Below are 25,354 nucleotides of genomic sequence, written 5' to 3' on the forward strand. Positions count from 1 at the left end.
CCGATCACACCCGGTGATCAGCCCTCGGCCTGGTCTTCGAGCAGGTTCGGCAGCGGCCGACGCGGCTCACGGACGCCGGCGGGGTCGCCGCCGCCGGTGATCCAGACGGTCACCACGCTCCATCGCGACAGCCGCGTCCCGGCCGCGGGCACCTGCGCGACGACCTGGCCGTTCAGCAGGGGATGGGGGCTGTCCGGATCGGGGCCTTGCAGCGACAGGCCCGCGTCGTGCCCGGCCAGCCAGGCGTCAAGAGCCTGCTTTCCCACGAAGTCCGGCACCACGGCCACGGTTCCTCACCCACGGCCAGGGTACCGTCAGCCGCTCTTCGCCGGGAGGATCACGACGCCGAGCCCGGCGAGCAGCCCGGTCACGGCGACCGCGGCGAGCACGACCCAGGCGATCGGATGCCCGAGATTGAGCGTCCAGTAGGTCCCGACCCGCCGGTGCACCAGGAGCGCGGGATCGTTCCGGTTCAGGTAGACCATTCCGGCGGCGTGCCAGTAGCGGTCGTCGTCGCGTTGTTCGTACCGGGTCTCCGGTTCGTCGCCGGTTGGCGACAACCGGTGCCCGGCGTCGCCTGCCCGGACGGAGAAGACGGTCCACGCGATGAAGGCGGCGACGAGGGGCAGGTAGGCCACGATCGTGGTCGGCACCGTCGTCTCCACGACCTGCCAGAGCTGGAGCGAAACGACGAGCATGGTCGCGTTGACACAGCCCACGGAGATCAGGAGCAGGCTGAGTACCCCGTGCAGGTACTCCCGGTAGCGCGAAGCCGACGCGGACGGCTGTGCGGCGTCGATCTCGGGCCGGGCCCGTGAGATGGCGATGGTCAGGATCGGGACGAGCACCAGGACCAGGATCTGCGTGAGGACCGTCGAGAAGTTCGCCGTGCCCGCGAACAGGCCGATGATCGCCGTGACGACGGTGAGCAGCGCCGCCGGCGCCAGCAGGATCCACTGTGGACGGACCGGATCCGAGCGCAGCGACGTGTCGGCGGTGACCGCCTGCGGTGTCCCGGTGTACCAGCCCTCCTCGCGTTTCGCGGCGGCGATCGAACGACCGGCCAGGCCGCCGAGCAGCGAATAGGCCGCGACGAGACCGATCAGGACGATCTCGGGGTCGAGCCCGCCGATGAGAACGACGCCGCAGGCGAGGACCGCGCCCACCGCGATTCCCCGGTTGTAGCGACGGCGCGCGAGGCGGATGACGGCCTCGCCGGTGCGCCGGGCCGGGACCCGGACGCCGAAGGGAAGGGTCGGCCGTGCCAGCGCGGGTGCGGACGCGAAAGTGGCCGCCGTGAACGCGATCAGGGCCAAGTTCAGCCAAAGCGGTCCGGTCATCGCCGGGCGCTCACGGCGAAAGAGTCCAGCACGGACTCGCACCGGCTGGTCACGTCGCGCGGGCCGAGACCGAGAGCGACGGCTTCGGCGAGCAAGGTGCGCAGGCGCTCCTGCCATTCGTCCGCGTAGCCGTCTTCCGCCGGACCGGAGGACGCGTCCCGCCGGACGACCGCGCCGGTCTTGCGGTTGATCCGGATGAAGCCCTGCGTCCGCAGCAGGTCGTAGGCCTTGTTGACGGTGTGGAAGTTGATCCCGAGATCGGCGCCGAGCTGCCGGGTGGAGGGCAGGGCGCTGCCCTCGGCCAGCACGCCGTCGGCGACGGCTTCGACGATCCGGTCGCGGATCTGCTGGTAGATCGGAACCTCGCTGTCGAGGTCGAGAGTCAGCAACACCCCACAAGGATATCTGCTATACACTTGCTATAACAACTACATCAGCTGGCTATGGAGGGAAGTGGTCACGATGGCGACGATGGACATCACCGATGGCGGAGTGCGGGTGAGGTTCTCGGCCTGGGAGCGACTGGCCGTGTGGCGCGACGAAGTCGTCGTGCCGCGGGCGGCGATCAAGGTCGTCGAGTACGTCGACGCGCCCCTGCGGCGAACGCGCGGGGGACGGGCCGGCGCGCTGATCAGCGGGGTGCTGAAGGTGGGTTATTGGGGGCTGGGCGCAGGGGTCCGTCAGTTGGTGTCCGCCCGCAGGGGTATGCCGGGGTTGCGGATCGAGATCGATCGCGCGGCCGCCGGGCTCCCGTTCGACGAGGTGCTCGTCAGCGTGCCGGACGCGGCGGAACTCGCCGGCGCGCTCGTGCCGAGCAATGCTTAGAGGTACTCGAAGAACCGGTCCCACCACGACGGCGGCCGGTCCGGGGGATAGAGGGCGTCGAATCCGCTGATCCCGGTGTACTTGGTCCACAACGGGTGTTCGGAGACGGGCAGGTAGCCGAGCGCTTCCAGCTCGTCTTCGACCTGTTCGCGGACCGGCGCCGGAAAGAACTCACGTTCCTCGTCCTCGTCGTAGCTGCCCGGATTCCCCAGTGTCACCGCGACGAGGCCACCGAAATTGCTGACCGTGACGGTCACCAGATCTCCGGCTGAGGTCGCGCTCGCCGGAATCGCGATCCTGCCGAGGTGGCTGGCGTCCTGGACGTTGCGGTCGACTTCGCAGGTGCAGCCGAATCGGTGGCCCAGCCGTTCGGCCAGTCGCTCGAAGCGGGCCCGTTCGGCCGGTCCGTCGAAGTCGTGCGGCACCTCCCAGTGGCCGGGTTGGTCCAGCTCGCGCAGCAGTGCCCAGGTCTGCTGTTCGTCGAGGGGCATCGTCGCCTCCCGGCCTCGGGTGGTCTAGTCCACTTTCCGAACTGACCTTAGTCAGCCGCATCCCGCGCCGACAATGGTGGGACGAATTCTGGTCCGAAAATTTTCGGCGGGGTAGCGCCAGCGCTACCCGGGATTCGGCAGTCAGCACTCCTGATCTTCGTGCCCGGTTCGGCCAAGGTCGTAGATGTCGATCCGATCGAGCGAGGAGTGCGAATGACGGTACGCAAGGGTGTCGTGGTCCTGACGGTGGCGGGCCTGATGGGCGCCGCGTGGACCACGGCGGCGGACGCCGCCCCGGCCAAGGGGACGGAGCTGCAGAAGAGCCTGGACTCGTTGGTGCGTCAGGAGAAGTTCCCGGCCGCGCTCGCCTACGTTGCGGAGGGAAGGCGGACGGCGTCGCTGGTCGCGGGGTCTTCGCGGATCGATCGCCAGGTCCCGGTTCCCCGGGACGGCACGGTCCGGGCGGGCAGCAACACCAAGACCTTCACGGCGGTCGCGGTCCTGCAACTGGTGGCCGAGGGCAAGGTGGAGCTGGACGCGCCGATCGAGAAGTACCTTCCCGGGATCGTGCGCGGCGAGGGCATCGACGCCACCAAGATCACCGTCCGGCAGCTGCTTCAGCACACGAGCGGGCTGCCGAACTACACCGAGTACCTCGGCCTGGAGAACTTCGAGCAGGTGCAGCACCGGTACATCCCGAACCACGAGCTGCTCGCCGCGGCCCTGAGCCACCCGGCGAAGTTCGCGCCCGGCACCGAATGGGAGTACAGCAACACCGGCTACCTGCTGGCGGGCATGCTGATCGAGAAGGTGACCGGACGTCCGATCCAGGAACAGATCACCGAACGCGTGATCAAGAAGGCGGGCCTGAAGCACACCTACTGGCCGCAGGTCGGCGACCAGACCATCCAGGGACGGCATCCGCAGGGCTACGCCATCGGCAACGCCGCCACCGGAAAGGTGATCGACGCGACCGAGCTCGACCCGTCCTGGGGCGGCGCCGCCGGGCAGCTGATCTCGACACCCAGTGACCTCGGCAAGTTCTTCAAGGTGTTGCTCGATGGCAGGTTGCTGCCCGCCGCGCAGCTGGCCGAAATGCGGAAGACGGTCGACGCGCCGCTGTTCCCCGGCACCAAGTACGGGCTCGGCCTGATGAGCAATCCGCTCAGCTGCGGCGGCGTGTACTGGGGGCACGGCGGGGACATCCACGGATTCGAAACCCGTGGTGGGGCAACGGAAGACGGCCGGGTCGTCGGGCTCGCCGTGACCGCGATGCCGGGCACCTTCGGCGACGGGCAGAAGGGTTCCAAAGCGGTCATGGCCACTGTGGACGCCGCGTTCTGCAAGTGACGGGAGAAGGTGCGAAAGCCACGTTCGACGTCGCGAAAGTGGCTTCCGCAACCCCCTACAGCCTCTCGATGGCCGCCCGGAATCCCTCCAGGGCCGCGAAATAGAAGCGCGGGCCGTACGACACCCGGGCCACGCCGATCTCGCGGAGCGCGGCCATATCCAGTTCCTCACCGACGTTGCCGTTCACCGGGCACGCGAGTTCGGTGACCAGCGCGGCCATGTCGGCGCGACGTCGCACGCCGATCGGGTACACGCAGTCGGCACCTGCCTCCCGGTAGAGCCTGCCCCGCCGGATGGCCTCGGCGAGCCTTTCCGGCTCCGGGACCCCGCGATCACCCAGGAACGCGTCGACGCGGGCGTTGACGACGATCGGGACGCCCGCCTCGGTCGCGGCCGAACGGATCTCCGCGAGGCGCTGGGCGTGGTGGCCGGCGTCGATCAGCTCGCCGGTCCGGTGATCGGTGTCCTCCAGGTTGCAGCCGACGGCGCCGGTCTCCAGCAACCGGTCCACGAATTCCCGCGGAGCCAGGCCGTAGCCCGCTTCCGCGTCCACGGTGACCGGCAACGAGACCGCACGGGCGACCCGGCCCGCGGCCGCGAACATCTCCTGCCACGGCGCGCCTTCACCGTCGGGATGGCCGAGCATCGCCGACACGGCGGCACTGGCGGTGGCGATCGCTGGGAACCCCGCCTCCGCCACGACTTCGGCGCTCGCGGCGTCCCAGACGTTCGGCAGGACCAGCATTTCCCCGCTGTGCAGGGCACGGAGCGTTTCGGCTCCAGCGTTCAGATCGGTCATCGGTCTCCTCCTCGATCGGTACCGGACAGGGCGGGTGCCCGTGGTGTTCGGGCCGGTCGCCTGCCCGGCATCCCCAAGGCGACCAGCAGTCCCGTGAAGGCGAACGCGACGACGGTGCCCATCGCCGCGGTGAAACCGCCGCCGAATTCCTCCGGCGACCCGTGACTTCCGGAGCCGGCGAAGACGGTGACCGCCACCGCGACGCCGAACACCCCGCCGAAGATCCGCAACGTCATGAACGCGCCCGACGCCTGCCCGATCTCGGGCGGCCGGACGGCCCCGACGACCGATCGCTGCGCGGCTGGCATGGCCGAAGTGAGGCCGACGCCGCTGACGATCAGCCCCGGCAGCAGGGCGGCGTAGCTTGTGCCGGGCGCGGCGACCAGGGCGATCCAGCTCATGCCTACGGTCTGGAGCAACAGGCCGGCGGCCACGAACGTGCGCGCGCTGTACTTGTCCGCCAGTCTGCCCGCGACGGGCGCGCAGATCATCAGGGTCGCGGTCCACGGCATCAGGCGCAGTCCCGCCTCGAACGGTCCGAGTCCTTGCGCCGCCTGGAAGTACTGCGGCAGGAAGAACAACGTGCCGTACAGCGAGGCGAAGACGCAGAAGTTCGCCGCGTTCGCCGTGGAGAAGGCCCGCAGCCGGAAGAACCGCATCGGCAGCATCGGCGCTTCGCTGTGCCGTTCCCAGTACACGAACGCGATCACCAGCGCGACGCCGAGCGCCAGCGAGCCCAGTACTTCGCCACTGCCCCAGCCCGCGAGGTTTCCCCGGACCAGGCCCCACACGATGCCCAGCGATCCCAGCGTCACCAGCACGACGCCGCCCAGGTCGAATCGCGTGGCCGGTCCGGTGCTCTCGTCGACGCGCCGGAGCGTCAGCAGCACCGCGGCCACGCCGATCGGCAGGTTGAGCCAGAAGATCCCTTGCCAGGCCAGCCCTTCGGCGATGACACCGCCGATGAACGGGCCGCTGAACGTCGCCAGGCCGGTGAGTCCCAGATAGAGCCCCATCGCTTTGCCGCGCTGTTCGGGCGGGAAGATCGCGCTGATCAGGGTGAGCGACAGCGGCAGCACCATCGCGGCCCCGACGCCCTGCGCTGCCCGCGCGGCGATCAGCGTGCCGATGTCGGCCGACAGCGCGCAGCCCACCGAGGCGACGGTGAACACCGTGATGCCGGTGGCGAACATCCGGCGGCGGCCGAACCGGTCGCCGAGTGCCGCACCGGTGAGCAGCAGGACGGCGAAGCTGAGGTTGTAGGCGTTGACGGTCCATTCGAGCTGCTCGATCGACGCGGTCAGATCCCGGCGGATCGTGCCCAGCGCGGTCGTCACGACCTGGCTGTCCAGCGCCATCATGAACGACGCCAGTGAGGCGAGTCCCAGAACCCACACCTGTTTGGGTGTCAAGGTTTCTCCTTGGTGGAAGGTTTTCGGGCATGACGGGACACACGCCCGGCGGGCGTGGCCACGGAAGAGCGGTCGGTCAGCCGCGCAGCGAGCGCGGAAGGCCGAAGGCGGCGAGCAGCGAGTTGTCGAGGAACCGGGTCACCGCCGTGATCCGGTCACCGGCCAGTTCCAGCACGAGCACCCCGTGCGCGTGGCCGATCGGCGTCCCCGGATCACGGAGGTAGCAGCCGAAGGCTGGCTGGCCGTTCGCCCGGGTCGGGACCAGTGAGTACCGGCGGCCATCGCAGTACGCGACGGTCGCCAGGAAGTGCCCGACGGCGTCCGGACCCTGGTACTCCAGGGGAAGCGGGGGCATGGTCAGCCACGCGTCGTCGGTCAGCAGCGCCACGATGGCGTCGACGTCGCCGGCCTCGAAGGCGCGGGTGAACTCGTCGACGATCCGGCGTTCCCGCGGCGAATCCGGCAGGGGAGCGGTCTCGCGTCCGCCGCCGGGGATCTCCTTTGCCAGCGCCGAACGAGCCCGGTTCAGCGCGCTGGTCACGGCGTTCTCCGTGGTGTCGAGGATCCCGGCCACCTCGGCGGCGCGGAAGCCGAGGACGTCCCGCAGCACCAGCACGGCCCGCTGCCTCGGCGGAAGTTGCTGGAGTGCCGCCAGGAAAGCGAGCGAGATCGACTCCCTGGCCTCGTAGCGTGCCTCCGGCCCGGGCAGCTGATCGGCGATGCCGTCGAGCAGGACGTCGGGGTAGGGCTCCAGCCAGCTGGGTTCTGGGCGGCGGCGCGACGGCTCGGGCAACTCGACCTCCGGTCGGTAGGCCGCGTGGTCGTGCGGGCGGCGATCGCCCGCACGCAGCGCGTTGAGGCAGCGGTTGGTCGCGATCCGGTACAGCCAGGTCCGCACGGAGGCGCGTTCCTCGTACGCGCCGATCCCGCGCCAAGCGGCCAGCAAGGTCTCCTGCAGCAGATCCTCGGCGTCCTGCACCGAGCCCAGGATGCGGTAGCAGTGCACCTGCAGCTCACGGCGATACGGCGCGACGAGATCACGGAACGCCTCGCCGTCACCGGTCTTCGCCAAGGTCAGCAGCTCGTCCGCCCCCATGCCGGTTCCTTCCTCCTGTGGTGTCCCTCGAAAGGATGGACACCGGCGCCGCCGGAAACTGGTCGGTCGTCGCCCAGTTTCCTCCGAATCCGAGGAAAACCGGTTCCCGGCCCGCCTGCGGGTGGTTACACTCCTCGCGAATCATCCCGGCGAGGAAGGACAGGACAGTGCGTCATCACCACGCCGTCGTCGTCCCCTCGGTCCGCTACGAGGTGATCCTCGTGTCTCCGCGCGTCCGGTGCCTGCCGCGCGGCTAGCACCGGCCCGCTGACGAACGCCTGACTTTTCCGCGCCCTCTTCCCGTCGTTCCCCGGCGGCGAGGGTGCGTGCCCGCGTTCGCCCGAATCGCGCGTTCCGAGCTTTGGAGATCACTTTCGAAAGGCCCGCGCCATGCGCACCGTCCCGCTGTCCGCCGTCCGCAATCTGGGCATCCTCGCCCATGTCGACGCGGGCAAGACCACCCTCACCGAACGGATCCTGTACTTCACCGGCACCACCTACAAACGCGGTGAGGTCCACGACGGCACGACCGTGACCGACTTCGATTCCCAGGAGCGAGACCGTGGCATCACCATCTTCGCCGCCGCCGTCAGCTGTACGTGGGACGGTCATCTCGTCAACCTGATCGACACCCCCGGTCACGTCGACTTCTCCGACGAGGTCGAACGGTCGCTGCGGGTCCTCGACGGCGCTATCGCGGTGTTCGACGGCGTCGCCGGGGTCGAGCCGCAGAGCGAATCGGTGTGGCGCCAGGCCGACCGGCACGGCGTACCGCGGATCGCGTTCGTCAACAAACTCGACCGCGCGGGCGCCGATCTGGACGCGGCCGTGGAGTCCATCCGGGAGCGGCTGCATCCGCGTCCGCTGGTGGTCCAGCTGCCGATCGGGGCGGAACACGGTTTCGTGGGCGTCGTCGACCTGCTGCGGATGCGGTCGCTCGTCTGGGCGGACGGCGCCGGGACGGCCGAAGAAGGACCGGTTCCGGAGTCCCTTGTGGACGAAGCGAACCGGCGGCGGCTGCTGCTCGAAGAGACCGTGGCGGAACTCCATCCGGCCGCGCTGGAGGAATTCTGCGAGTCTTCGGCGGTGTCGACCGACACGCTGGTCTCGGCGCTGCGCGAGCTGACTCGCACGGGGGACGGCGTCGTGGTGCTGTGCGGCTCGGCCTACCGCAACCGCGGTGTGGAGCCGTTGCTGGAAGCCGTGGTGGCGTACCTGCCCTCGCCGTCGGATGTGCCGCCGGTGCGGGGCGAGTACGAAGGCACGACCCTGGAACGGCCCGCCGATCCGTCGGCGCCGTTCGCGGCACTGGTGTTCAAGGTGACCTCGACCGCCACCGGGCGGTTGACGTACCTGCGGGTGTATTCGGGCACTATCCGGACTTCGGAGGCGGTGATGGACGTGGGCGCCGGTCGTGCCGAGCGCGTCGGCCGCATCCTGCGGGTCCAGGCGGACCGGCACACCAGGGTGGACAGTGCCGTCGCGGGCGACATCGTCGCGGTGGTCGGGCTGAAGACGGCTCGGGCAGGCACGACACTGTGCACGCCGTCGGAGCCGCTCCTGCTCGAGCCGCCCGTCGTGGCCGATCCGGTCGTGTCGGTCGCCGTCGAGGCACGGACGGGAACCGAGACGGAACGGCTGATGACGGCGCTGGCACGGCTGGTCGAGGAGGACCCGTCGCTGGGCATCCGGACCGATCGCGAGACCGGCCAGACCCTGCTTTCGGGAATGGGTGAACTGCATCTGGAGGTGGCGGTGGAGAAGATCCGGCGCGATCACGGGCTGGACGTCGGCGTCGGGCGGCCTCGGGTCGCCTACCGGGAGACGGTGGCGCGCGGCGTGTCCGGTTTCGTCTACCGCCACGTCAAGCAGGACGGCGGCGCCGGGCAGTTCGCCCACGTCGTCATCGACACGGAACCCTTGGCGGACGGGGAATTCGAGTTCGAGTCCACTGTGGTCGGTGGCCGGGTGCCGAGGGAATACGTCCGCGCCGTCGAAGCGGGCTGCCGTGACGCGCTGGCGGAGGGCCCGCTCGGCGGTCATCCGGTGACCGGTGTCCGGGTCACGCTGACCGACGGGGCCACCCACTCGAAGGACTCGTCGGAGATGGCGTTCCGGACGGCCGGGCGGTTCGCGCTCCGGGAGGCGTTGCGTGCCGGCGCGATGACACTGCTGGAGCCGGTCGCCGAAGTGACCGTCACCGTGCCCGAAAGCGCCGTCGGCGTGGTGCTCGGTGACCTCGCGGCCCGGCGTGGCCGGGTGCTGGGTTCGGCGGTGCGCGCGGGAACGTCCGTGGTCACCGCGACCGTGCCGCTGGCCGAACTGTTCGGCTACGCGACCCGGCTGCGCAGCCGGACCCAGGGCCGGGGCACGTTCACCGCCCGGCCGACCGGGCACGCCCCGGCGCCGGTGGAACCGGTCCGGTAGCTCGACGATGGCCCGCCCACGGCACTGTGGGCGGGCCATCGCCCGAACCGCTGTCACCCGGCNCCGGACCCAGGGCCGGGGCACGTTCACCGCCCGGCCGACCGGGCACGCCCCGGCGCCGGTGGAACCGGTCCGGTAGCTCGACGATGGCCCGCCCACGGCACTGTGGGCGGGCCATCGCCCGAACCGCTGTCACCCGGCGATCGGGCGCCGGGTGACAGCCGTCTTCAGCCGGTCAGGCCACCGGCCACGGCGGACGGCAGTTCTGCCGCGGCAGCGCGTGCGATCCGTTGGTGTACACGCCGTCCGCGATCGTGTCCTCCATGATCGAGCGCCGATCGGCAGGCCGGGCCCACTGGTAGCACAGGTGCTGGGCGAAGTACCCGCCCGGCGCTTCGATGGTGTCGAAGTGGCAGACACCGTCGGTTTCGATGCAGTAGCGGATGTACGGGATACCGCCGAAGTCGGTGCGGCCGGGGCCGAACGACACGTAGCCGCCGAACGGCGACGGCGCCCCGGTACCGGCCGGGAGCACCGCGCTGATCCCGCGTCCCGGCGGACCGACGGGCTGCATCGGGTCGGCGAAGATCTTCGCCCTGAACCGCGACTTGTCCACGGCCAGCTTCCCGTCGGCGATGTCGTTGAGCACCAGGTTCGCGACCAGCGCGCCTTGCGAGTAGCCGACGACGGTGAATTCGGCGCCGGGGTTCTCGTCGAAGGAGCTTTGGGCGACACGGCGGGCTTCTTCGTGCCCGCGCGCGACGCTCTGGTCCATCGGCGTCTGGTCGCAGTTCGGCGCTCCGGCGGCCCCCGCCGGGTAGTGGACCACCTTCTTGATCCCGCCCCGCAACCAGGCGTCGTTGTAGACGGTCGCGGCCCCGTCGCAGGTGCCGCCGATGAGGATGTAGTAGCGCGACTGGTCGGCCTGTGCCGTCGGCGCGACGGCGCCGAGCAGACCGGCGGCCAGCGCGGTGGCGGCCAGGACCCCCCTGAGTTTCTTCATCCATCGTCCTTTCGTTCGATTACGGTGCGTGTCCGAACGCTAGGGACGAGTCATGAAATTTTGATGAAACCCCCTCAGCGGTGCGCTAGCACGTTGACCACGTGACCACCGGGATCGCGGACGAAGAACCGCCGGACGCCCCAAGGTTCGTCGGTCAGTTCGTGCACGATCTCGGCACCGGACGCCTTCGCTTCCTCGTACGCCGCGTCGACGTCGTCCACCTGGATCGAGACGGCCGGGACGACGGGCGCCGTCTCGTCGTGGGTCATGAGACTCAGCTGCACTTCCGGCCGCTCCGGATCGGCCAGGGTCACGATCCAGCCGTGGTCCATCACCACTTCGAAGCCGAGCACCCGCTCGTAGAAGGCCCTTGCCTGCTCAAGTGACTTGGTCTCGAGGTCGGCTACCACTCTCTTGATCGACATGTGCCGATACTGGCACAGGGGTCCGACGGTTTCGGGGGAGCAGGAGCGGGGTCGCCAGCATGAGCGCGCCCGCGACGCCGACCGCCACGCGGGGTCCGGTGAAGGCGGCGAGCAGGCCCCACAGCGCGGTCAGCGAGGCGGTGGTGAGTTTGCCGGCGATCGACCAGGCCGACAGCGTGCGCGCCGCACGATCGAGGGGAACCTGCTCGAGCCTGCTGGTGGCAAGCACCGGATTGAACACGCCGATGCAGGTGATCAGGCCGAATTCGACGACGATCACCAGGATCAGACCGGGAACACCGGGCTGGATGAACACCAGCCCGACGGGCCAGCAGACCCGAAGCCAACCGGCGACGAACAGGACCCTGTCCCGGCCGTACCGGGCGACCACGGTCCGCGAGAGCCTCGCCCCGAGCAGCCCGCCGAGACACGGCACGGCGAAGGCCACCGCGTACTCCCACGGCGCGAACCCCAGTCGCCCGAGCATCAGGACGGCCATCAGCGGCGCGGTCGCCATGATCAGGCCGTTGACCACGATCGTGTTGACGAACAGCGGCCGCAGCACCGGGTGGGTGAGGATGAACCGCCAGCCTTCCCGCAGGTCGCGGCCGGTCAGCCGGGGGCCTTCCGGTTTCACGGGTGGCGGCTCCGAACCACCGACCGCCCGGATCCCGAGCGCCGAAAGCAGATAGCTGACCGCGTCGGCGGCGATCGTGACCACCGGCCCGAACAGGCCGACGGCGAACCCGCCCAGCGGCGGGCCGAGGACGGTCGCCGTCCAGGTCGTCGATTCGAACCGGGCGTTCGCGACGAGCAGGTCCTCCCGTGGCAGCAGGGTTTTCAGGAACGCCCCGCTGGCGGCGAGGAACGTGATGTCGGCCGCGGCGACGACGACGGACACGGCGAGCAGCTGACCGAAACCGAGCAGCCCGAACGCGTACGCCACCGGGACGGTCAGCAGCGCGACACACCGGACGAGGTCCATCGCGATCATCACCGGCCGTTTGCGGCGGAACTCGACCCAGGGGCCGAGCGGCAGCGCGACCACCGCGCCGGCGACGAGCCCGGCCGACGCCAGGAGCGACACCTCCGTGGTGCCCGCGCCCAGCGCCACGATGGCGATCAGGCTGAACGCGTCGAACGCGAACCTGGTCCCGAACGCGCTCGCCGCGTACGCCGCCCACAGCCAGCCGAACCGTCGCCCCAGCGATCTCCCACCCACTCGCGAGATCCAAGCAAGCCGGGTCGCGCAAGTCGAACAACGGGTCGTTGGCGGGTCACAACCGCGGGTTGTGCGACCCGCTCAGAGGTCCCCGAGCGCGGTGACCGGGGACTCGACGCAGTCGGCGACGAACCGCAGGAATCCGCCGGCGGTCCCGCCGTCGCACACCCGGTGGTCGAACGCCAGGGTCAGTTCGCAGATCTTGCGCGCCACGAGTGCGCCGTCGACCACCCAGGCGCGGTCAATGATCCGGCCGATACCGAGGATCGCCGCCTCCGGGTGATTGATGATCGCGGCCGAGCCGTCGACCCCGAACACTCCGTAGTTGTTGACCGTGAAGGTCCCGCCGGTGAGTCCCGCCGGGCCGAGTTTCCCTTCCCTGGCCTGCGTGGTCCGCTCTCCGATCGCGGCCGAAAGCTCCCTTGTGGACAATGAGCCCGCGTCGCGGACCACCGGAACGACGAGACCGCGGTCGGTCTGCGCGGCGAAACCGAGGTTGATGTCCCGCAGCTGGACGATCTCGTCGCCCTCGACACGCGAGTTCAGCTCCGGGTACTTCCGCAGGCCCGCCACGGCGAATCGGGCGACGAGACCCAAAAGGCTCACCGGGCGATCCGGTGCCGAGGCGTTGAGCGACTTGCGCGCCGCGACGAGTCCGGTCGCGTCGACGTCGACCCAGACCGTCGCTTCGGGGATCTGACGGCGCGAAGTCGTCAGCTTGTCGGCGACCGCCTTGCGAACGCCGGTCAGCGAGATCCGAGTTTCGCCGTCTCTCTGTTCGGGGACGGTGAGCGCGGCTTCGACGTCGGCGCGCCGGATGATGCCGCCCGGGCCACTGCCGGTGAGCTTCGTCAGGTCGATCTTGTTGTCCGCGGCCATCTTGCGGACGAACGGCGAGATCACGCCGGGCGCTTTCGACGGCTTGTCCGGAGCGGTCACGACGGTGCGTGTGCGGCGGCGTCTCGTCGTTGTGGTCGTGCCGTAGCCGATGAGGACGTTGCCGCTGCCTTCGCTCGCGGTCGTCACGCCGGGTTCGGCGAAACCGGGGCCGATGGTGAGCAGGGGAGCGCCGACCGGCAGCGACTGACCGGGTTCGCCGTGGAGGCGGGTGACGACGCCGGCGAACGGCACCGGCACCTCGACCGCGGCCTTCGCGGTCTCCACTTCGACGACGGGCTGGTCGACGCCGACGGTGTCGCCCTCCGCGACCAGCCAGGTGACGATGGTGCCTTCGGTGAGCCCCTCACCGAGGTCCGGGAGCAGGAAGTCAGGCACCGGCCACCACCGGTTGGTCGTTCCACTGCAGCCGGGCGACGGTGTCCAGGATCCGGTCGACGTCCGGAAGCTGGTGGCGTTCCAGTTTCGGCGGCGGATAAGGGATGTCGAAGCCGGTGACCCGCAGGACGGGCGCGTGCAGCTGGTGGAAGCACTGCTCGGTGACCCGGGCGACGACCTCGGCGCCGTAGCCGCCGAATCCGGCCGCCTCGTGGACGACGACCGCGCGCCCGGTGCGGCGCACCGAAGCGGTCACGGTCTCGTCGTCGAACGGGCTGAGCGACCGGAGATCGACGACCTCGACGTCCCAGCCCTCCGCCGTCGCGGCCTCCGCGGTCTCCAGCGCGGTCGCGACCATCGGGCCGTACGCGATCAGCGTGACGTCCTTGCCCTCGCGGCGCACGACCGCGCGGTCCATGGCCGCCCCGTCCCGGGTGAAGGACACGGGCTCCTTCGACCAGTAGCGGCATTTGGGTTCGAGGAAGATCACCGGATCCGGTGAGTCGATCGCGTCGCGCAGGAGGTCGTAGGCGTCCTGCGGAGTGCCGGGCGTGACGACGCGCAGGCCGGGCGTGTGGGTGTAATAGGCCTCGCTCGAATCGCAGTGGTGCTCGACGCCGCCGATCCCGCCCGCGTAGGGGATGCGGATGACCATCGGCAGCGACAACGCGCCGCGGGTGCGGTTCCGCAGCTTCGCGACGTGCGAGGTGATCTGCTCGAAGGCGGGGTAGGCGAAGGCGTCGAACTGCATTTCGACCACCGGGCGGAACCCGCCCATCGCCATCCCGACCGCGAAACCGACGATGCCGGACTCGGCCAGCGGCGTGTCGAAACAGCGCTCCTCACCGAAGTCGGCGGTGATGCCGTCGGTCACCCGGAACACGCCGCCGAGCGGGCCGACGTCCTCGCCGAAGATGAGCACGCGGTCGTCGTCCTTGACCGCGTCGCGCAGGGCGGCGTTGAGCGCCTGTGCCATCGAGATCTCGGTCATCAGGCCTCCAGTTCGGCGGCGACCAGCGCGCGTTGGGCGGCCAGTTGGCGGGTCGGGACGGCGTACACGTGCTCGAACAGGGACAAGGGGTCGGGTTCGACGTCGGCGTTGAGGGTGTCGCGCACCCCGGCGGCGAACGTCTCCGCCTCGGCCCGGAATCGCTCGATATCGTTGTTGGACAACAGTTTCTTGGACGTGAGACAGGTTTCGAGACGGCGAACCGGGTCGGCCGCGCGCCACTTCTCGACCTCGGCCTGGTCGCGATAGCGGGTCGCGTCGTCGGCGTTGGTGTGCGCGTCGATCCGGTAGGTGTGCGCCTCGACCAGGACGGGCCCGCGACCGGACCGCGCGTGCGCGACGGCGTCGTCCAGCACGGAAAGGACGGCGACGGCGTCGTTGCCGTCGACCTGCTCGGAGCGGACGCCGTAGCCGACGCCCTTGTAGGCCAGCGCGGGGGCGGCGCTCTGCTTCTCGAACGGTACCGAGATCGCGAAACCGTTGTTCTGCACGAAGAACACCACCGGCGCCTTGAACACGGCCGCGAAGTTGAGTGCCTCGTGGAAGTCGCCTTCGCTGGTGGCGCCGTCACCGATGAGCGCGAACGCGACGCTGTCTTCACCGCGGCGCTGCATCGCGTGGGCGAGCCCGGCCGCGTGGAGGGTCTGGGTGGCCAGCGGCGTGCACTGCGGGGCGACGCGGGTCTCGGCGGGGTCGTAGCCACAGTGCGCGTCGCCGCGAAGCAGCGTCAGGATCTCGCCCGGTTCGAGCCCGCGGGCGACGAGCGCGACGGAGTCACGGTAGGTGGGGAAGAGCCAGTCGGAGTCGGTGAGGGCCAGCGCGCTCGCGACCTGGCAGGCCTCCTGGCCGGCACTCGACGGGTAGACCGCGAGGCGGCCCTGCTTGGTCAGCGCGGTCGCCTGGGCGTCGAACCGGCGGCCGAGCACCATCAACCGGTAGGCCTCGACGAGCCGCTCGGACGGCGGCTCGGAGTAGTGACCGTGCTCGTCGACGCGTGTGCCGTCTTCGGCGAGGAACCGCACCGGAACTTCGGACGGCAGCAACGCGGCGGCAGGGGTCTCCCGCGACATGGCGCAGCACCACCTTTCACAGACATATGATGCTGAGATGGTGGTTTCCGGAGTCCCAGTGTTCAAGAGGCACGCGAAATGAGCGACAAACTGTCCGCCGGATCGGTTCAGTCAGGCCAACCGTCCAGTAGTGGCGTGGCTCACGGGGCGGATCCGGGACGAACGGTCCTTGCCCTCGACGACATCGATCGCGCGATCCTCGCCGAACTGACCGCCGACGGCAGGCTCGCCGTCCGCGCCCTGGCGGAACGGCTGCACATCTCGCGCACCAACGCCTACGCGAGACTGGACCGGCTGATGTCCGACGGCGTCATCACGGGCTTCGGCGCGAGGATCGATCCGCGGCGCGCCGGACTCGGGACGAGCGCGTACATCCTGATCACCGTCGAGCAGACGTCATGGCGGACGATGTCGGCCGAACTGCGGCAGATCCCGTTCGTCGAGCACGTTTCGCTCGTCGGCGGCGACTTCGACATCCTCCTGCTGGTACGGACCCCGGACAACGCTTCGCTGCGCGATGTCGTGCTGGAACGGCTGCAGGCGCTGGACGGCGTGCGGTCGACGCGGACTTGGCTGATTTTCGAGGAGCAACCGGGCGTCGCCCCTCGTGAGTGGTGAGGACGGGTTCTGGTGGCGGCGGCCCGGCACCTTCCTGTAACGCTCTTCGCCTTCTCACCGAATACAGGCGGGTTCGATGGCGGAGGCGGAGGAATCATGGCGCAGGTGCCAGGCCGGTGGCTCCGCCGTCATCCGGGTCGGTGCGCCGCGGGCGAGACCGGAGCCGTGGCACCCTGTTGACCGAGACGCACCACCGAACACCCCATTCGGGTGATAACGGTTCGGCATTCGATGTATCTGACCTACTCCCCATTGACACCTTCCTACGATCGCGGCGACTGGGTGGAGGAATGCGGTGACGGTGGAGGGCGCGGGTCAGGACTACCTGACGCGGCAGATCGGGGCTCTGCTCGAAGCGATTCGTGAGGAGGGGCCGGTCGGCGAGGGCAGGCGCAGTTTCCGCCTCGCGGGGCATCTCGCGGCGGAGGGCGGGTTCCACCTCGGCGACATCCTCGCCGCGACGGCGCAGTTGCTGGCGGTCCACGCGTGGAACAACGGCTACCTCGCCGCGGCGGAGCTGCTGACGCGGCGCATGCGGGATTTCGGTGCCGAATCGGTGGAGCTGGTGCGGTACCTCGTGCGCTTGGAAACCGGTTGCGAGCAGGGCTGGCTCCCGCACGCGGATCGCGACGAACTGATCGCCTACGCCCGGCGCGTCCAGCGTGCCGACATCGAGGAGCGCGCGCAGTCCATCGAGCCCTCGTTGCCCGGGGTCACCGATCCCGAGCGTCCTGATCGGATGGCCAGTGAGTCGTGAGATGGTGCTCGGGGTCCGCGAGGATGCCGCGGATCACCGAGCCGGCGGCCCCGCGGACGGCGGCCCCGGTGCCGAGCGCCGAGCGGACGACCCGCACCGGCGACCACGCCGTGCTGGGCACGCGGCGTTCCAGCTCGGCGAGGAGTGGCTCACGCAGCCACGGCTCCAGCCGCGCGTAGGTTCCGCCTAGCACCACCGCCGGAACGTCCATCAGATTGACCACAGTGGACAGTCCGACGCCGAGATGCCCGGCGGCGGTGGTCGCCGCGGAAACAGCCGCGTCGTCGCCGGATTCCAGCGCGGAGACGAGATCGTCCACCGTGTCCACGCCCGCGAGCCGCAGGATCTCCTCCTGTCCCGCCATCCGTTCCAGGCAGCCGTTCGCGCCACACGAACACGGCGGTCCGTCGGGTGCCACCGGCAGGTGGCCGATCTCGCCGCCCGCGCCGCGGACGCCTTCGAACAGGGCGCGGTCCAGCACGATGCCCGCGCCGATCCCGATCTCCCCGGACACATGGACGAAATCCGGCAACGCCGAGCCGTGCCAGAGCTCGGCGAGGGCCGCGAAGTTCGCTTCGTTGGCGACGGTGAACGTCTCGCCGAGCCGGTCGGCGAGGTCGACGTCGCGCCAGCCCAGGTTGGGCGCGAGCCGCACGAGCCCGGATTCGACCAGGCCCGGAACCGCGATACCGACGCCGCCGACGGGGACGCCCAGCGCGTCCGCCTGCTTCCGTGCTTTGCGCAGGAACGCCGAGACGCGCTGGAAGACGCGCGGGGTCCGGTTGTCCGCGTACCGGACCTCCTGTGCCCGGACGGTGCCGGTCAGGTCGACGAGGCAGCACGCCAGGTAGTCGACGCCGATCTCGATGCCGAGCCCATGCGGGCCGGTGGGGGAGAGCGACACCACGGTGCCGCGCCGTCCGGGGCCGACGCGCTGTTCCGGCTCGCCTTCGGCCACGAGATCCGCCGCGATGAGGCGGTCGACCACGGTGGACACGGTGGCCTTCGTGAGTCCGGTGGCGGCGGCGAGGCCTGCCCGCGAAGTGCCCGGCCCGTCCGCGATCGCGCCGAGGACGAGGGCGGCGTTGTGCTGCCGCACGGTGTGCTGTCCCGCCGGGCGCGTGCCGATCATCGCGCGATTGTATTCGTTCGATGCCTGAACGAAAGCCTTGACCCGCCGGAGCGCCGTCGATAAGTTCAGGCATCAAACTAATTGGGAGGCGAGATGGCTCAGGCACCGACGCGTGAGGACAAGTTCAGCTTCGGGCTGTGGACCGTGGGCTGGCAGGCGAACGACATGTTCGGCCCGGCGAGCCGACCGCCGCTCGATCCGGTCGAAGCCGTGCACCGCCTTTCGGATCTCGGCGCCTGGGGGATCACCTTCCACGACGACGACCTCGTCCCGTTCGGCTCGGACGGCGCGGAACGCGCACGGCATCTCAAGCGCTTCCAGGGCGCGCTCGACGAGACCGGTCTCGTCGTCCCGATGGTCACCACGAACCTGTTCAGCCACCCCGTCTTCAAGGACGGCGGCCTCACCAGCAACGACCGCGACGTCCGCCGGTACGCGCTGCGGAAGGTGCTGCGGAACCTCGACCTCGCCGCCGAACTCGGCGCGTCGACGTTCGTGCTCTGGGGCGGCCGCGAAGGCAGCGAGACCGACGCCGCGAAGGACGTCCGCGCGGCGATGGACCGCTACCGCGAGGGTATCGATTTCCTCGCCCAGTACGTCCTCGACCAGGGCTACGGCCTCCGGCTCGCGCTCGAACCGAAGCCGAACGAACCACGTGGCGACATCCTGCTGCCCACCATCGGACACGCGCTGGCGTTCATCTCCACGCTGGACAACCACGAGATCGTCGGCGTGAACCCGGAGGTCGGGCACGAGCAGATGGCCGGGCTCAACATCGTCCACGGCATCGGGCAGGCCCTGTGGCAGGGCAAGCTGTTCCACATCGACCTCAACGGCCAGCGCGGCCCGCGGTTCGACCAGGACCTCGTGTTCGGGCACGGCGACGTCCTGTCGTCGTTCTTCCTGGTCGATCTGCTGGAGCACGGCGGCTACGACGGGCCGCGGCATTTCGACTACAAGCCCCTGCGCACGGAGAACATGGACGGCGTCTGGGCCAGTGCCGAGGCCAACATGGCGAGCTATCTCCTGTTCGCGGAACGCGCCCGCGCGTTCCGCGCCGATCCCGAGGTGCGTGCCGCGCTGGAAACCGCGCTCGTCCCCGAGCTGGCGACGCCGACCCTCGGCGAGGGCGAGACGGCGGCGGATCTGCTGGCCGACCGATCGGCGTTCGAGGACTTCGATCCGGACAAGGCCGCGGAACGCGGTTACGGCTTCATCCGCCTGTCCCAGCTGGCCCTCGAACACCTCACCGGGGCACGCTAGAACCGGTCGACGTCCAGGACGGCCTTGGCGAACTCCGCCGGGGCCTCCTGCGGGACGTTGTGGCCGATCCCGTTCAGCACGCGGTGCTCGTACTTGCCGGAGAACTTCGACCGGTACGCCTTCCCGTCGGTGTTCGGGCCGTCGAAATCGCTGCCGATGGTGATGGTGGGCACCGAAACCGCCGGCCCCTGCGCGAGTTTCGCTTCCAGCGCGTCGAGTTTCGGGTCGCCGTCGGCGAGGCTCAGCCGCCACCGGTAGTTGTGGATCACGATGGCCACGTGGTCCGGGTTGTCGAAGCAGGCCGCGGAACGGTCGTAGGTCGCGTCGTCGAAGGCCCACTTCGGCGACGCGATCTTCCAGATCAGCTTGTTGAAGTCGTGGCGGTTCTTCGTGTAGCCGAGGATGCCGCGCTCGGTGGCGAAATAATATTGGTACCACCAGCCGAGCTCGGCGGCCGGGGAGAGCGGCTGCTTGTTCGTCTCCCGGTTGGTGACCAGGTAGCCGCTCACCGAGACGAGCGCTTTGCACCGTTCGGGCCACAGTGCCGCGATGATGACGGCGGTGCGGGCGCCCCAGTCGAAGCCGCCGAAGACGGCCTTCTCGATCTTGAGGGCGTCCAGCAGCGCGACGATGTCGGCGGCGATCGCGGACTGCTGGCCGTTGCGGAACGTGTCCTTCGACAGGAACCGGGTCGGCCCGTAGCCGCGCAGGAACGGCACGATCACCCGGTACCCGGCCGCGACCAGGCGCGGGGTGACGTCGACGTAGCTGTGGATGTCGTAGGGCCAGCCGTGCAGGAGGACCACCACCGGGCCATCGGCGGGGCCCGCTTCGGCGTAACCGATGCTCAGTTCCCCGGCGTCGATCTGCTTGATCGGGCCGAACGACGTGTTACCGCCGGTCGTGGCGGGCGCGGCCGCCGGTGCCGCCGCGGGTTGGGCCGAGCAGCCCGCCACGGTGGCTCCCGCCGCGGCGGCGGCGACGGCCTGCGCGAACCTTCTCCTGCTGAGCATCTTGATTCCTCCCGCGAAACGTCTGGTACGGGACGAAATTAGGAGGACGGCTCCTGGCGCGGCGACCGTCGGACGACGTCACCGGTGTAAGTCACTAAGCGACTTCCGGCTCGACCTCCACGAAGGCCGCTTCCAGCCTGCGGATCCGGGCCCAGAACTCGGGCTCCCGGCCTGCCTCGAGAACACCCAGATATCCACCGGGTACGACGCGCCCCACGAACGGACCGGACGTCCAGACCCGCCAGCCGCCCGTGGCGTCGTCGCCCGAAGCGGACGCGGGATCGTCGGTCCCACGGATCGCCGCGATCGGGCACGGGAGCCGCGTCCTGGCGGGCCCGCGGTAGGCGTTCAGCAACTGGAGGTCGCCGAGAAGCAGGTCCAGTGCGTACTCCCAGCTTTCGGGCGAGTCGCGGTAACCCGCGACGGGGGTGAGCCCGGTGCGGCCGAACACCCGTCCCATCGCCGACGCGCCCGCCTTGGCGTTCTTGTCCGGTGAGCGCCGCTGCGGGGCGCACGCGTCCACGACGATCAGCGCGCCGGGGGCGACGCCGAGCCGTTGAGCGGTCTCCAACGCCACGAAGGCGCCCATTCCGAAGCCGATCGCCACGGAACGGGAGAACCACGCCTTCGGTGTCGCGGCGGCAAGGTGTGTGGCGAGTTCTTCGAGAGACGACGCCGGGGATTCCGCGAGCCGTTCTCCATGTCCGGGATATTCGAGGGCTCGGATGTCCGCGTCGACCGCTCCCGCGAGCGCGTCGAACGCCCGGCTGATGCCGCCCGCGGGAGGAAACAGCAGGTAGCCGGGTCCGCGACTGTCTGATGTGGACAGTGAAACCAGTGCGGCCGTCATGATCGAAAGATACGCGCGATTAACCCGAACGGGGTAACGGTTCGGATTCGACCAAGATCAATTCACCCGGCTGAGGGAGGTTTCGGCGAGAAGGTTGCCCGGCCGTGTCGTATCTGGCGCTCCCCGTTCGACGTCCTGATAAGAGCCGGAAGGAGAAAGCGATGAACACCACGACACTGGCCTCGACCACGCGGCTGAACCCGGTGAGCCGCACCCTGCCGGTTCTGCTGGCGATGGAGGACGACGCCGAAGACGTCGGCCGCCTGTCCCCGGACGACCGCCTGACCTGCCACGTGCACGGCCGCTGGATCCACCAATGCGTGGCTTCCCCGCTGCACGTCAACCCGATCACGCGGCACCGCTGGTGCCGTTCGTGCGCGACCGCGTTGACCGTCTCCGTCGACGAACTGTCCGGCGACGTCACGATGTCCTGTCCTCGGTGCGGTCACGGCGAAAGCGCCGCCTCTGCCCGTCTGATCGCCGCCTGTCGCGCGAGTTTGGCCGCGGCACGCCGAGGCGCCGGCGCGCGGGCGGCCTAAGCGGTTATGTCGAGGACCCGCTCGATGATCAGGTCGCGATCCCGCGGGCGGAGATAGAGGTAGTGACCGGCGTCCGGCAGGATTTCGACGTCGGCATGGGGGAGCAGGCTTTCCAGCCGTGCGGCGGCAGCGGCGGAATCGTGCACGACGCTGCGTCCGCCGAACAACGCGAGCGTGGGAACCCCGATGGACCGCAACGCCCCCTCGGCCGGGCAGACCTGGAACGGCACCCGGGCGCGATAGCACCGGATCCCGGCGAGCACGAGCCGGGCGGCGGGCTGATCGAAGACGTCCTCGCCGGCGGACCACGTCAAGAACCGGCGCCACAGCCGGTCGCTGTCGAGTACGGCGGCGACCAGGCCGTACAGGAACACCTTCCGGGTGAACGGCGCCGAGACGGTGGTCCCGTCCAGCAACACGATGGAGTCGAGTCTGCCGGGCGCGTGGATCGCCTGGTTGACCGCGTGCCAGCCACCGGTCGAACCGCCGACTAGACGCACGCCGGTCAGGCCCAGGTTCTCGAAGACGTCGTCGAGGGCGCTCGCGCGGTCGCGGACGTCCTTGAACGGAACCTTTTGCACGCTTCGGCCCGCTTCGCCGAGAGTGTCGATCGCGTAGACGGTGTGCCGTGACGCCATGGCGGGAATCAGCGCCGCGAAACAGACCGAGGTCGCCATGAATCCCGGCAGCAGGGCGATCGAACTGCCACTGTCGCCGTAGCGGTAGACCCGCGTGGTGCCGTGGCGGGTCTCGACGTCGAAGGTCGCGTCCGGTTCCGGGCATTCGGCCATGGCGCGGTCATAGGCGGCGAAGTAGCGTTTTTCGGCCGCGGGATTTCTGAAAGCCCCGATTTTGTTCATGACCGGAACGCTAGGAAAGACCGTCGTCCTGGTCTTGAACGAAAGTAAGATGACCGCATGGGCGGGTGGGGTCTCGTGGTGCCGCGGCGGGACATCGTCCGCGCGCCCGGCGAGCGGGTTCTCCGATGGCCGCACCCCGCCCTCGCCGCCCATGTGTCGAGTTATGTCGCGCACGACCTTCCCGGCGCGGGAACGAACTCCTGGCAGGTCACCCCGTTGTCAGTGCTCACCTGGGTGATCGACATCGACGCGCCGGCCAGGGGGCCGGAGATCCCCATTTCGCCGGTGCTGGGCTTGAGGGACCGGCCGTTACGAGTCGACCAGGCCGGCGCTTCGCGCGGGATCATCGTCACCCTCACGCCGCTCGGTTCGTACGCGTTGTTCGGGATTCCCTTGCGGGAACTGGCGAATTCGGTCGTCGCGGCGTCGGACCTGCTGCCATCGGCGTCGTTGACCGAACGGCTGGCCGAGGCAGCGGACTGGCCGGAGAGATTCCGGCTGCTGGACGAGTACCTCGCGGCGAGGCTCGTTCGCGGCCCAGAGCTGGCCGCACCTGTCCGATACGCGTGGGACCGGCTTTGCGCCGGCCTCGTCCGCGTCGACGTTCTCGCGGACGAGATCGGCTGGAGCAGACAGCACCTCAACGTCCGGTTCCGGGAACAGATCGGCCTGAACCCCCGCACGGTCGGACGGGTCGCCCGGCTCAATCGCGTGCTGGCACTCCTGGACCGGGCGCCGTCGCTCTCTTGGGCGGACGTCGCGCATTCGGGTGGCTACAGCGACCAGGCCCATCTCGTCCGGGAATTCCGGGCGCTGACGGGATGCAGCCCGACCGAGGCCGGGAAACCGGCGGGGCTGTTCGTTCCGCCCCGGTGAAGCCGTTCGTCTCTCGAAAACACACGCACGCGGATTTCCCGCCGTACAACGAGCGTTCACCCGATCGGCGGAGGTAGGTTGCGAGCATGACCCGGGTTTCGACGCCTGCCGAGGCTGCCACGAGGATCACCGGACGCGCCGTCGCCAGGCAGCGGAGCCTGTCGAACGGGGTGACCGAAGTGGTACTCGACAGCGGCGACACCGTGGTCGTCAAACGGGGTCACGCCCCGAACGCGACACCGGCCGAGGCCGCGGGCCTGCGGTGGCTGGGGGAGCCCGGCGCGGTGCGGGTGCCCGAGGTTCGCGGGCACGACGGCGAATGGCTGGTCACGGAACTGGTCGGTGGCGGACGGCCGACGCATCACGCGGCGGAGCGACTGGGGAGGGGGCTCGCGGAGCTGCACGCGGCGGGCGCGCCGTCGTTCGGCGCGGCGCCGCCGGACGGGCCCGCCAACGCGTGGATCGGCCTGGCCCCGATGGACAACACGCGGGGCGACGACTGGCCGACGTGGTACGCCGAACACCGGGTGCTGCCCTACGTCCGTCGCGCGGTCGACGAGGGCACGCTGACCGGTGATGAAGCCGCTGTCATCGAGCAGGCCTGCGCAAGGCTCCCCGAAGTGTCCGAACCTCCCGCGCGCCTGCACGGCGACCTGTGGAACGGCAACGTGCTGTGGGGAGCCGTCGAGGCGTCGCTCATCGATCCGGCCGCGCACGGCGGCCATCGCGAAACCGACCTGGCGATGCTGCAGTTGTTCGGCTGTCCGCTGCTCGACCGGGTGCTCGCCGCCTACCAGGAGGTCGCCCCGCTCGCCGACGGCTGGACCGACCGGATCGGCGCGCACCAGCTGTTCCCGCTCCTGGTGCACACCGTCCTTTTCGGACGGTCCTACGCCGGGCAGGCGGTCGCGGCGGCGAAGGCGGTCGGCCGGTAGCTCAGCGCGCGAGCCGGTCGAGCCATTCGCCGAGCATCGCCTGTTCGGCGGGGGTCAGGACGTCAACGGGTTCCTTGTCCAGCGCGGCTTTGAGCGCGATCGCGCGGCAGGGGATGTCCGAGGCCTTGTCCGTCTTGTCGCCGCTGTCGCCGCTGTCGGTGGTGATCGCCGCGATCACGTGTTCGCGCGCGGCGATGAGCAGGTCCGGATCGCGTTGCTCCGGCGGGCTCGCGAGGAACGAGAGGATCACCCCCATCCCGGTCGCGTGCACCAGCTGCGCGGCCTGTTCGACCGGGACCCGCAGCCTGCCCGCCTCGGCGATGCGCTCGATGATCCGGCGGAGCATCGCATCGGCCTCCCGGCGCGCTTCGCGGACCCGGGGCTCGCCGTACATGAGCATGTAGAAGGCGGGCTGGTGCAGGCCGAACTCGACGTGCAGGTCCCAGCCTCGCCGGAGGTCGCGCACCGGGTCGCCGGTCTGCCCGAGAGCGTGCTTTCCCTCCAGGTAGCTCTTGAAGCCGTACGAGGCGACGGCGTCGAGAAGTCCGTTCTTGTCACCGAAGGTCCGGTAGAGCGTCGGCGCCTGCACACCGGCGGCGGCGCTGACCGCACGCGTCGACAGCGCCTCGCGCCCGCCCTCCTCCAAGAGCTCCGCCGCCGCGCGGATCAGCCGGTCCTTCGTCGTCGCACTCATGTATCGATGATAACACCGATCAGGTAGCGACGGTTCGCTATCGCTGATACAGTGATCCCGTTATCAACGGAAA

At 69.7% G+C, this 25,354-nt stretch carries 27 protein-coding genes; 9 read left to right on the plus strand and 18 right to left on the minus strand.

Translation table 11 applies throughout. The annotated features are described in order from the left end of the window. Nucleotides 1-17: 17 nt before the first annotated feature. From ACXIZN_RS11115 to ACXIZN_RS11125, 3 genes are read right to left on the minus strand one after another with little or no spacing between them, the layout of a single operon-like run. Nucleotides 18-287, minus strand: coding sequence for a PASTA domain-containing protein (locus ACXIZN_RS11115; RefSeq protein ID WP_457954125.1), 270 nt, complete (start codon nt 285-287; stop codon nt 18-20). A gap of 27 nt (nt 288-314) precedes the next feature. Further along, nucleotides 315-1,340: a DUF1648 domain-containing protein gene (locus tag ACXIZN_RS11120; RefSeq protein WP_457954126.1), complete on the minus strand. Its 1,026-nt coding sequence runs from the start codon at nt 1,338-1,340 to the stop codon at nt 315-317. Further along, nucleotides 1,337-1,732, minus strand: a complete 396-nt coding sequence (locus tag ACXIZN_RS11125) for a GntR family transcriptional regulator (RefSeq protein ID WP_457954128.1) — start codon at nt 1,730-1,732, stop codon at nt 1,337-1,339. The genes ACXIZN_RS11120 and ACXIZN_RS11125 overlap by 4 nt, the downstream gene beginning before the upstream one ends. A 79-nt stretch (nt 1,733-1,811) precedes the next feature. Here ACXIZN_RS11125 and ACXIZN_RS11130 point away from each other — a divergent pair, with 79 nt between their 5' ends. Then, nucleotides 1,812-2,165 carry a hypothetical protein gene (locus ACXIZN_RS11130; RefSeq protein ID WP_457954130.1) on the plus strand — a complete coding sequence of 118 codons (354 nt, stop codon included), beginning with the start codon at nt 1,812-1,814 and terminating at the stop codon, nt 2,163-2,165. Here the strand turns inward: ACXIZN_RS11130 and ACXIZN_RS11135 are convergent. Then, on the minus strand, nt 2,162-2,656 hold the full coding sequence (locus ACXIZN_RS11135; protein WP_457954132.1) for a hypothetical protein: 495 nt from the start codon (nt 2,654-2,656) through the stop codon (nt 2,162-2,164). The genes ACXIZN_RS11130 and ACXIZN_RS11135 overlap by 4 nt on opposite strands. A gap of 213 nt (nt 2,657-2,869) precedes the next feature. Between ACXIZN_RS11135 and ACXIZN_RS11140 the strand changes: the two genes are divergently transcribed. After that, nucleotides 2,870-4,006 carry a serine hydrolase domain-containing protein gene (locus ACXIZN_RS11140; RefSeq protein WP_457954134.1) on the plus strand — a complete coding sequence of 379 codons (1,137 nt, stop codon included), beginning with the start codon at nt 2,870-2,872 and terminating at the stop codon, nt 4,004-4,006. A 55-nt stretch (nt 4,007-4,061) separates the two neighbouring features. On the opposite strand, the gene ACXIZN_RS11145 is transcribed toward ACXIZN_RS11140, so the two are convergent. From ACXIZN_RS11145 to ACXIZN_RS11155, 3 genes are all read right to left on the minus strand, one after another. After that, a complete protein-coding gene (locus ACXIZN_RS11145) occupies nt 4,062-4,805 on the minus strand; it encodes an isocitrate lyase/PEP mutase family protein (protein WP_457954136.1) in 744 nt (247 codons plus the stop codon). After that, on the minus strand, nt 4,802-6,217 hold the full coding sequence (locus ACXIZN_RS11150; protein ID WP_457954138.1) for an MFS transporter: 1,416 nt from the start codon (nt 6,215-6,217) through the stop codon (nt 4,802-4,804). The genes ACXIZN_RS11145 and ACXIZN_RS11150 overlap by 4 nt, the downstream gene beginning before the upstream one ends. A gap of 76 nt (nt 6,218-6,293) precedes the next feature. Next, nucleotides 6,294-7,313, minus strand: coding sequence for a sigma-70 family RNA polymerase sigma factor (locus tag ACXIZN_RS11155; RefSeq protein WP_457954140.1), 1,020 nt, complete (start codon nt 7,311-7,313; stop codon nt 6,294-6,296). A gap of 390 nt (nt 7,314-7,703) precedes the next feature. On the opposite strand from ACXIZN_RS11155, the gene fusA reads away from it, so the two are divergent. Then, nucleotides 7,704-9,740 carry an elongation factor G gene (fusA, locus tag ACXIZN_RS11160; RefSeq protein ID WP_457954141.1) on the plus strand — a complete coding sequence of 679 codons (2,037 nt, stop codon included), beginning with the start codon at nt 7,704-7,706 and terminating at the stop codon, nt 9,738-9,740. A 235-nt stretch (nt 9,741-9,975) separates the two neighbouring features. On the opposite strand, the gene ACXIZN_RS11165 is transcribed toward fusA, so the two are convergent. From ACXIZN_RS11165 to pdhA, 6 genes are all read right to left on the minus strand, one after another. Continuing rightward, nucleotides 9,976-10,743: a PE-PPE domain-containing protein gene (locus ACXIZN_RS11165; protein ID WP_457954143.1), complete on the minus strand. Its 768-nt coding sequence runs from the start codon at nt 10,741-10,743 to the stop codon at nt 9,976-9,978. A gap of 74 nt (nt 10,744-10,817) precedes the next feature. Continuing rightward, nucleotides 10,818-11,168: a VOC family protein gene (locus tag ACXIZN_RS11170; protein ID WP_457954144.1), complete on the minus strand. Its 351-nt coding sequence runs from the start codon at nt 11,166-11,168 to the stop codon at nt 10,818-10,820. Further along, the gene (locus tag ACXIZN_RS11175; RefSeq protein ID WP_457954145.1) at nt 11,122-12,390 is read right to left on the minus strand and encodes an MFS transporter; all 1,269 of its coding nucleotides are present in this window, start codon (nt 12,388-12,390) and stop codon (nt 11,122-11,124) included. Before ACXIZN_RS11175 ends, ACXIZN_RS11170 begins: the two co-directional genes overlap by 47 nt. Nucleotides 12,391-12,471: 81 nt before the next feature. Then, nucleotides 12,472-13,665 carry a dihydrolipoamide acetyltransferase family protein gene (locus ACXIZN_RS11180; RefSeq protein ID WP_457954147.1) on the minus strand — a complete coding sequence of 398 codons (1,194 nt, stop codon included), beginning with the start codon at nt 13,663-13,665 and terminating at the stop codon, nt 12,472-12,474. Further along, complete coding sequence (locus tag ACXIZN_RS11185) at nt 13,658-14,656, minus strand: alpha-ketoacid dehydrogenase subunit beta (protein WP_457954148.1); 999 nt, start codon at nt 14,654-14,656, stop codon at nt 13,658-13,660. Before ACXIZN_RS11185 ends, ACXIZN_RS11180 begins: the two co-directional genes overlap by 8 nt. Then, complete coding sequence (gene pdhA, locus ACXIZN_RS11190) at nt 14,656-15,744, minus strand: pyruvate dehydrogenase (acetyl-transferring) E1 component subunit alpha (RefSeq protein ID WP_457954150.1); 1,089 nt, start codon at nt 15,742-15,744, stop codon at nt 14,656-14,658. The genes ACXIZN_RS11185 and pdhA overlap by 1 nt, the downstream gene beginning before the upstream one ends. Before the next feature lie 135 nt (nt 15,745-15,879). Here pdhA and ACXIZN_RS11195 point away from each other — a divergent pair, with 135 nt between their 5' ends. Next, nucleotides 15,880-16,362 carry an Lrp/AsnC family transcriptional regulator gene (locus ACXIZN_RS11195; protein WP_457954152.1) on the plus strand — a complete coding sequence of 161 codons (483 nt, stop codon included), beginning with the start codon at nt 15,880-15,882 and terminating at the stop codon, nt 16,360-16,362. Between the two features lie 295 nt (nt 16,363-16,657). Further along, entirely contained in the window at nt 16,658-17,119 is a 462-nt protein-coding gene (locus tag ACXIZN_RS11200) for a hypothetical protein (RefSeq protein ID WP_257486425.1), read from the plus strand. On the opposite strand, the gene ACXIZN_RS11205 is transcribed toward ACXIZN_RS11200, so the two are convergent. Further along, the gene (locus tag ACXIZN_RS11205; protein ID WP_457954154.1) at nt 17,076-18,251 is read right to left on the minus strand and encodes an ROK family transcriptional regulator; all 1,176 of its coding nucleotides are present in this window, start codon (nt 18,249-18,251) and stop codon (nt 17,076-17,078) included. The two genes, ACXIZN_RS11200 and ACXIZN_RS11205, sit on opposite strands and share 44 nt — an antisense overlap. 93 nt (nt 18,252-18,344) lie before the next feature. Here ACXIZN_RS11205 and xylA point away from each other — a divergent pair, with 93 nt between their 5' ends. Then, entirely contained in the window at nt 18,345-19,514 is a 1,170-nt protein-coding gene (gene xylA / locus ACXIZN_RS11210; protein ID WP_457954155.1) for a xylose isomerase, read from the plus strand. Here the strand turns inward: xylA and ACXIZN_RS11215 are convergent. Together ACXIZN_RS11215 and ACXIZN_RS11220 are read right to left on the minus strand one after the other, a co-directional pair. Further along, nucleotides 19,511-20,527 (minus strand): alpha/beta fold hydrolase, encoded by a 1,017-nt coding sequence (locus ACXIZN_RS11215; RefSeq protein ID WP_457954157.1) that lies wholly within the window; start codon nt 20,525-20,527, stop codon nt 19,511-19,513. The two genes, xylA and ACXIZN_RS11215, sit on opposite strands and share 4 nt — an antisense overlap. Nucleotides 20,528-20,621: 94 nt before the next feature. Then, the gene (locus tag ACXIZN_RS11220) at nt 20,622-21,377 is read right to left on the minus strand and encodes a thioesterase II family protein (RefSeq protein ID WP_457954158.1); all 756 of its coding nucleotides are present in this window, start codon (nt 21,375-21,377) and stop codon (nt 20,622-20,624) included. A gap of 161 nt (nt 21,378-21,538) precedes the next feature. Here ACXIZN_RS11220 and ACXIZN_RS11225 point away from each other — a divergent pair, with 161 nt between their 5' ends. Next, nucleotides 21,539-21,916 carry a hypothetical protein gene (locus ACXIZN_RS11225; protein WP_126735117.1) on the plus strand — a complete coding sequence of 126 codons (378 nt, stop codon included), beginning with the start codon at nt 21,539-21,541 and terminating at the stop codon, nt 21,914-21,916. On the opposite strand, the gene ACXIZN_RS11230 is transcribed toward ACXIZN_RS11225, so the two are convergent. After that, a complete protein-coding gene (locus ACXIZN_RS11230; protein WP_457954159.1) occupies nt 21,913-22,776 on the minus strand; it encodes an alpha/beta fold hydrolase in 864 nt (287 codons plus the stop codon). The two genes, ACXIZN_RS11225 and ACXIZN_RS11230, sit on opposite strands and share 4 nt — an antisense overlap. A 57-nt stretch (nt 22,777-22,833) precedes the next feature. On the opposite strand from ACXIZN_RS11230, the gene ACXIZN_RS11235 reads away from it, so the two are divergent. Next, the gene (locus ACXIZN_RS11235) at nt 22,834-23,652 is read left to right on the plus strand and encodes a helix-turn-helix domain-containing protein (RefSeq protein ID WP_457954160.1); all 819 of its coding nucleotides are present in this window, start codon (nt 22,834-22,836) and stop codon (nt 23,650-23,652) included. An 86-nt stretch (nt 23,653-23,738) separates the two neighbouring features. Then, nucleotides 23,739-24,587, plus strand: coding sequence for a fructosamine kinase family protein (locus tag ACXIZN_RS11240; RefSeq protein WP_457954161.1), 849 nt, complete (start codon nt 23,739-23,741; stop codon nt 24,585-24,587). A gap of 1 nt (nt 24,588) precedes the next feature. Here ACXIZN_RS11240 and ACXIZN_RS11245 read toward each other — a convergent pair whose 3' ends face one another. Then, the gene (locus tag ACXIZN_RS11245; RefSeq protein WP_457954163.1) at nt 24,589-25,281 is read right to left on the minus strand and encodes a TetR/AcrR family transcriptional regulator; all 693 of its coding nucleotides are present in this window, start codon (nt 25,279-25,281) and stop codon (nt 24,589-24,591) included. Nucleotides 25,282-25,354: the final 73 nt, after the last annotated feature.

It is taken from the genome of Amycolatopsis sp. TRM77291, assembly GCF_054166285.1.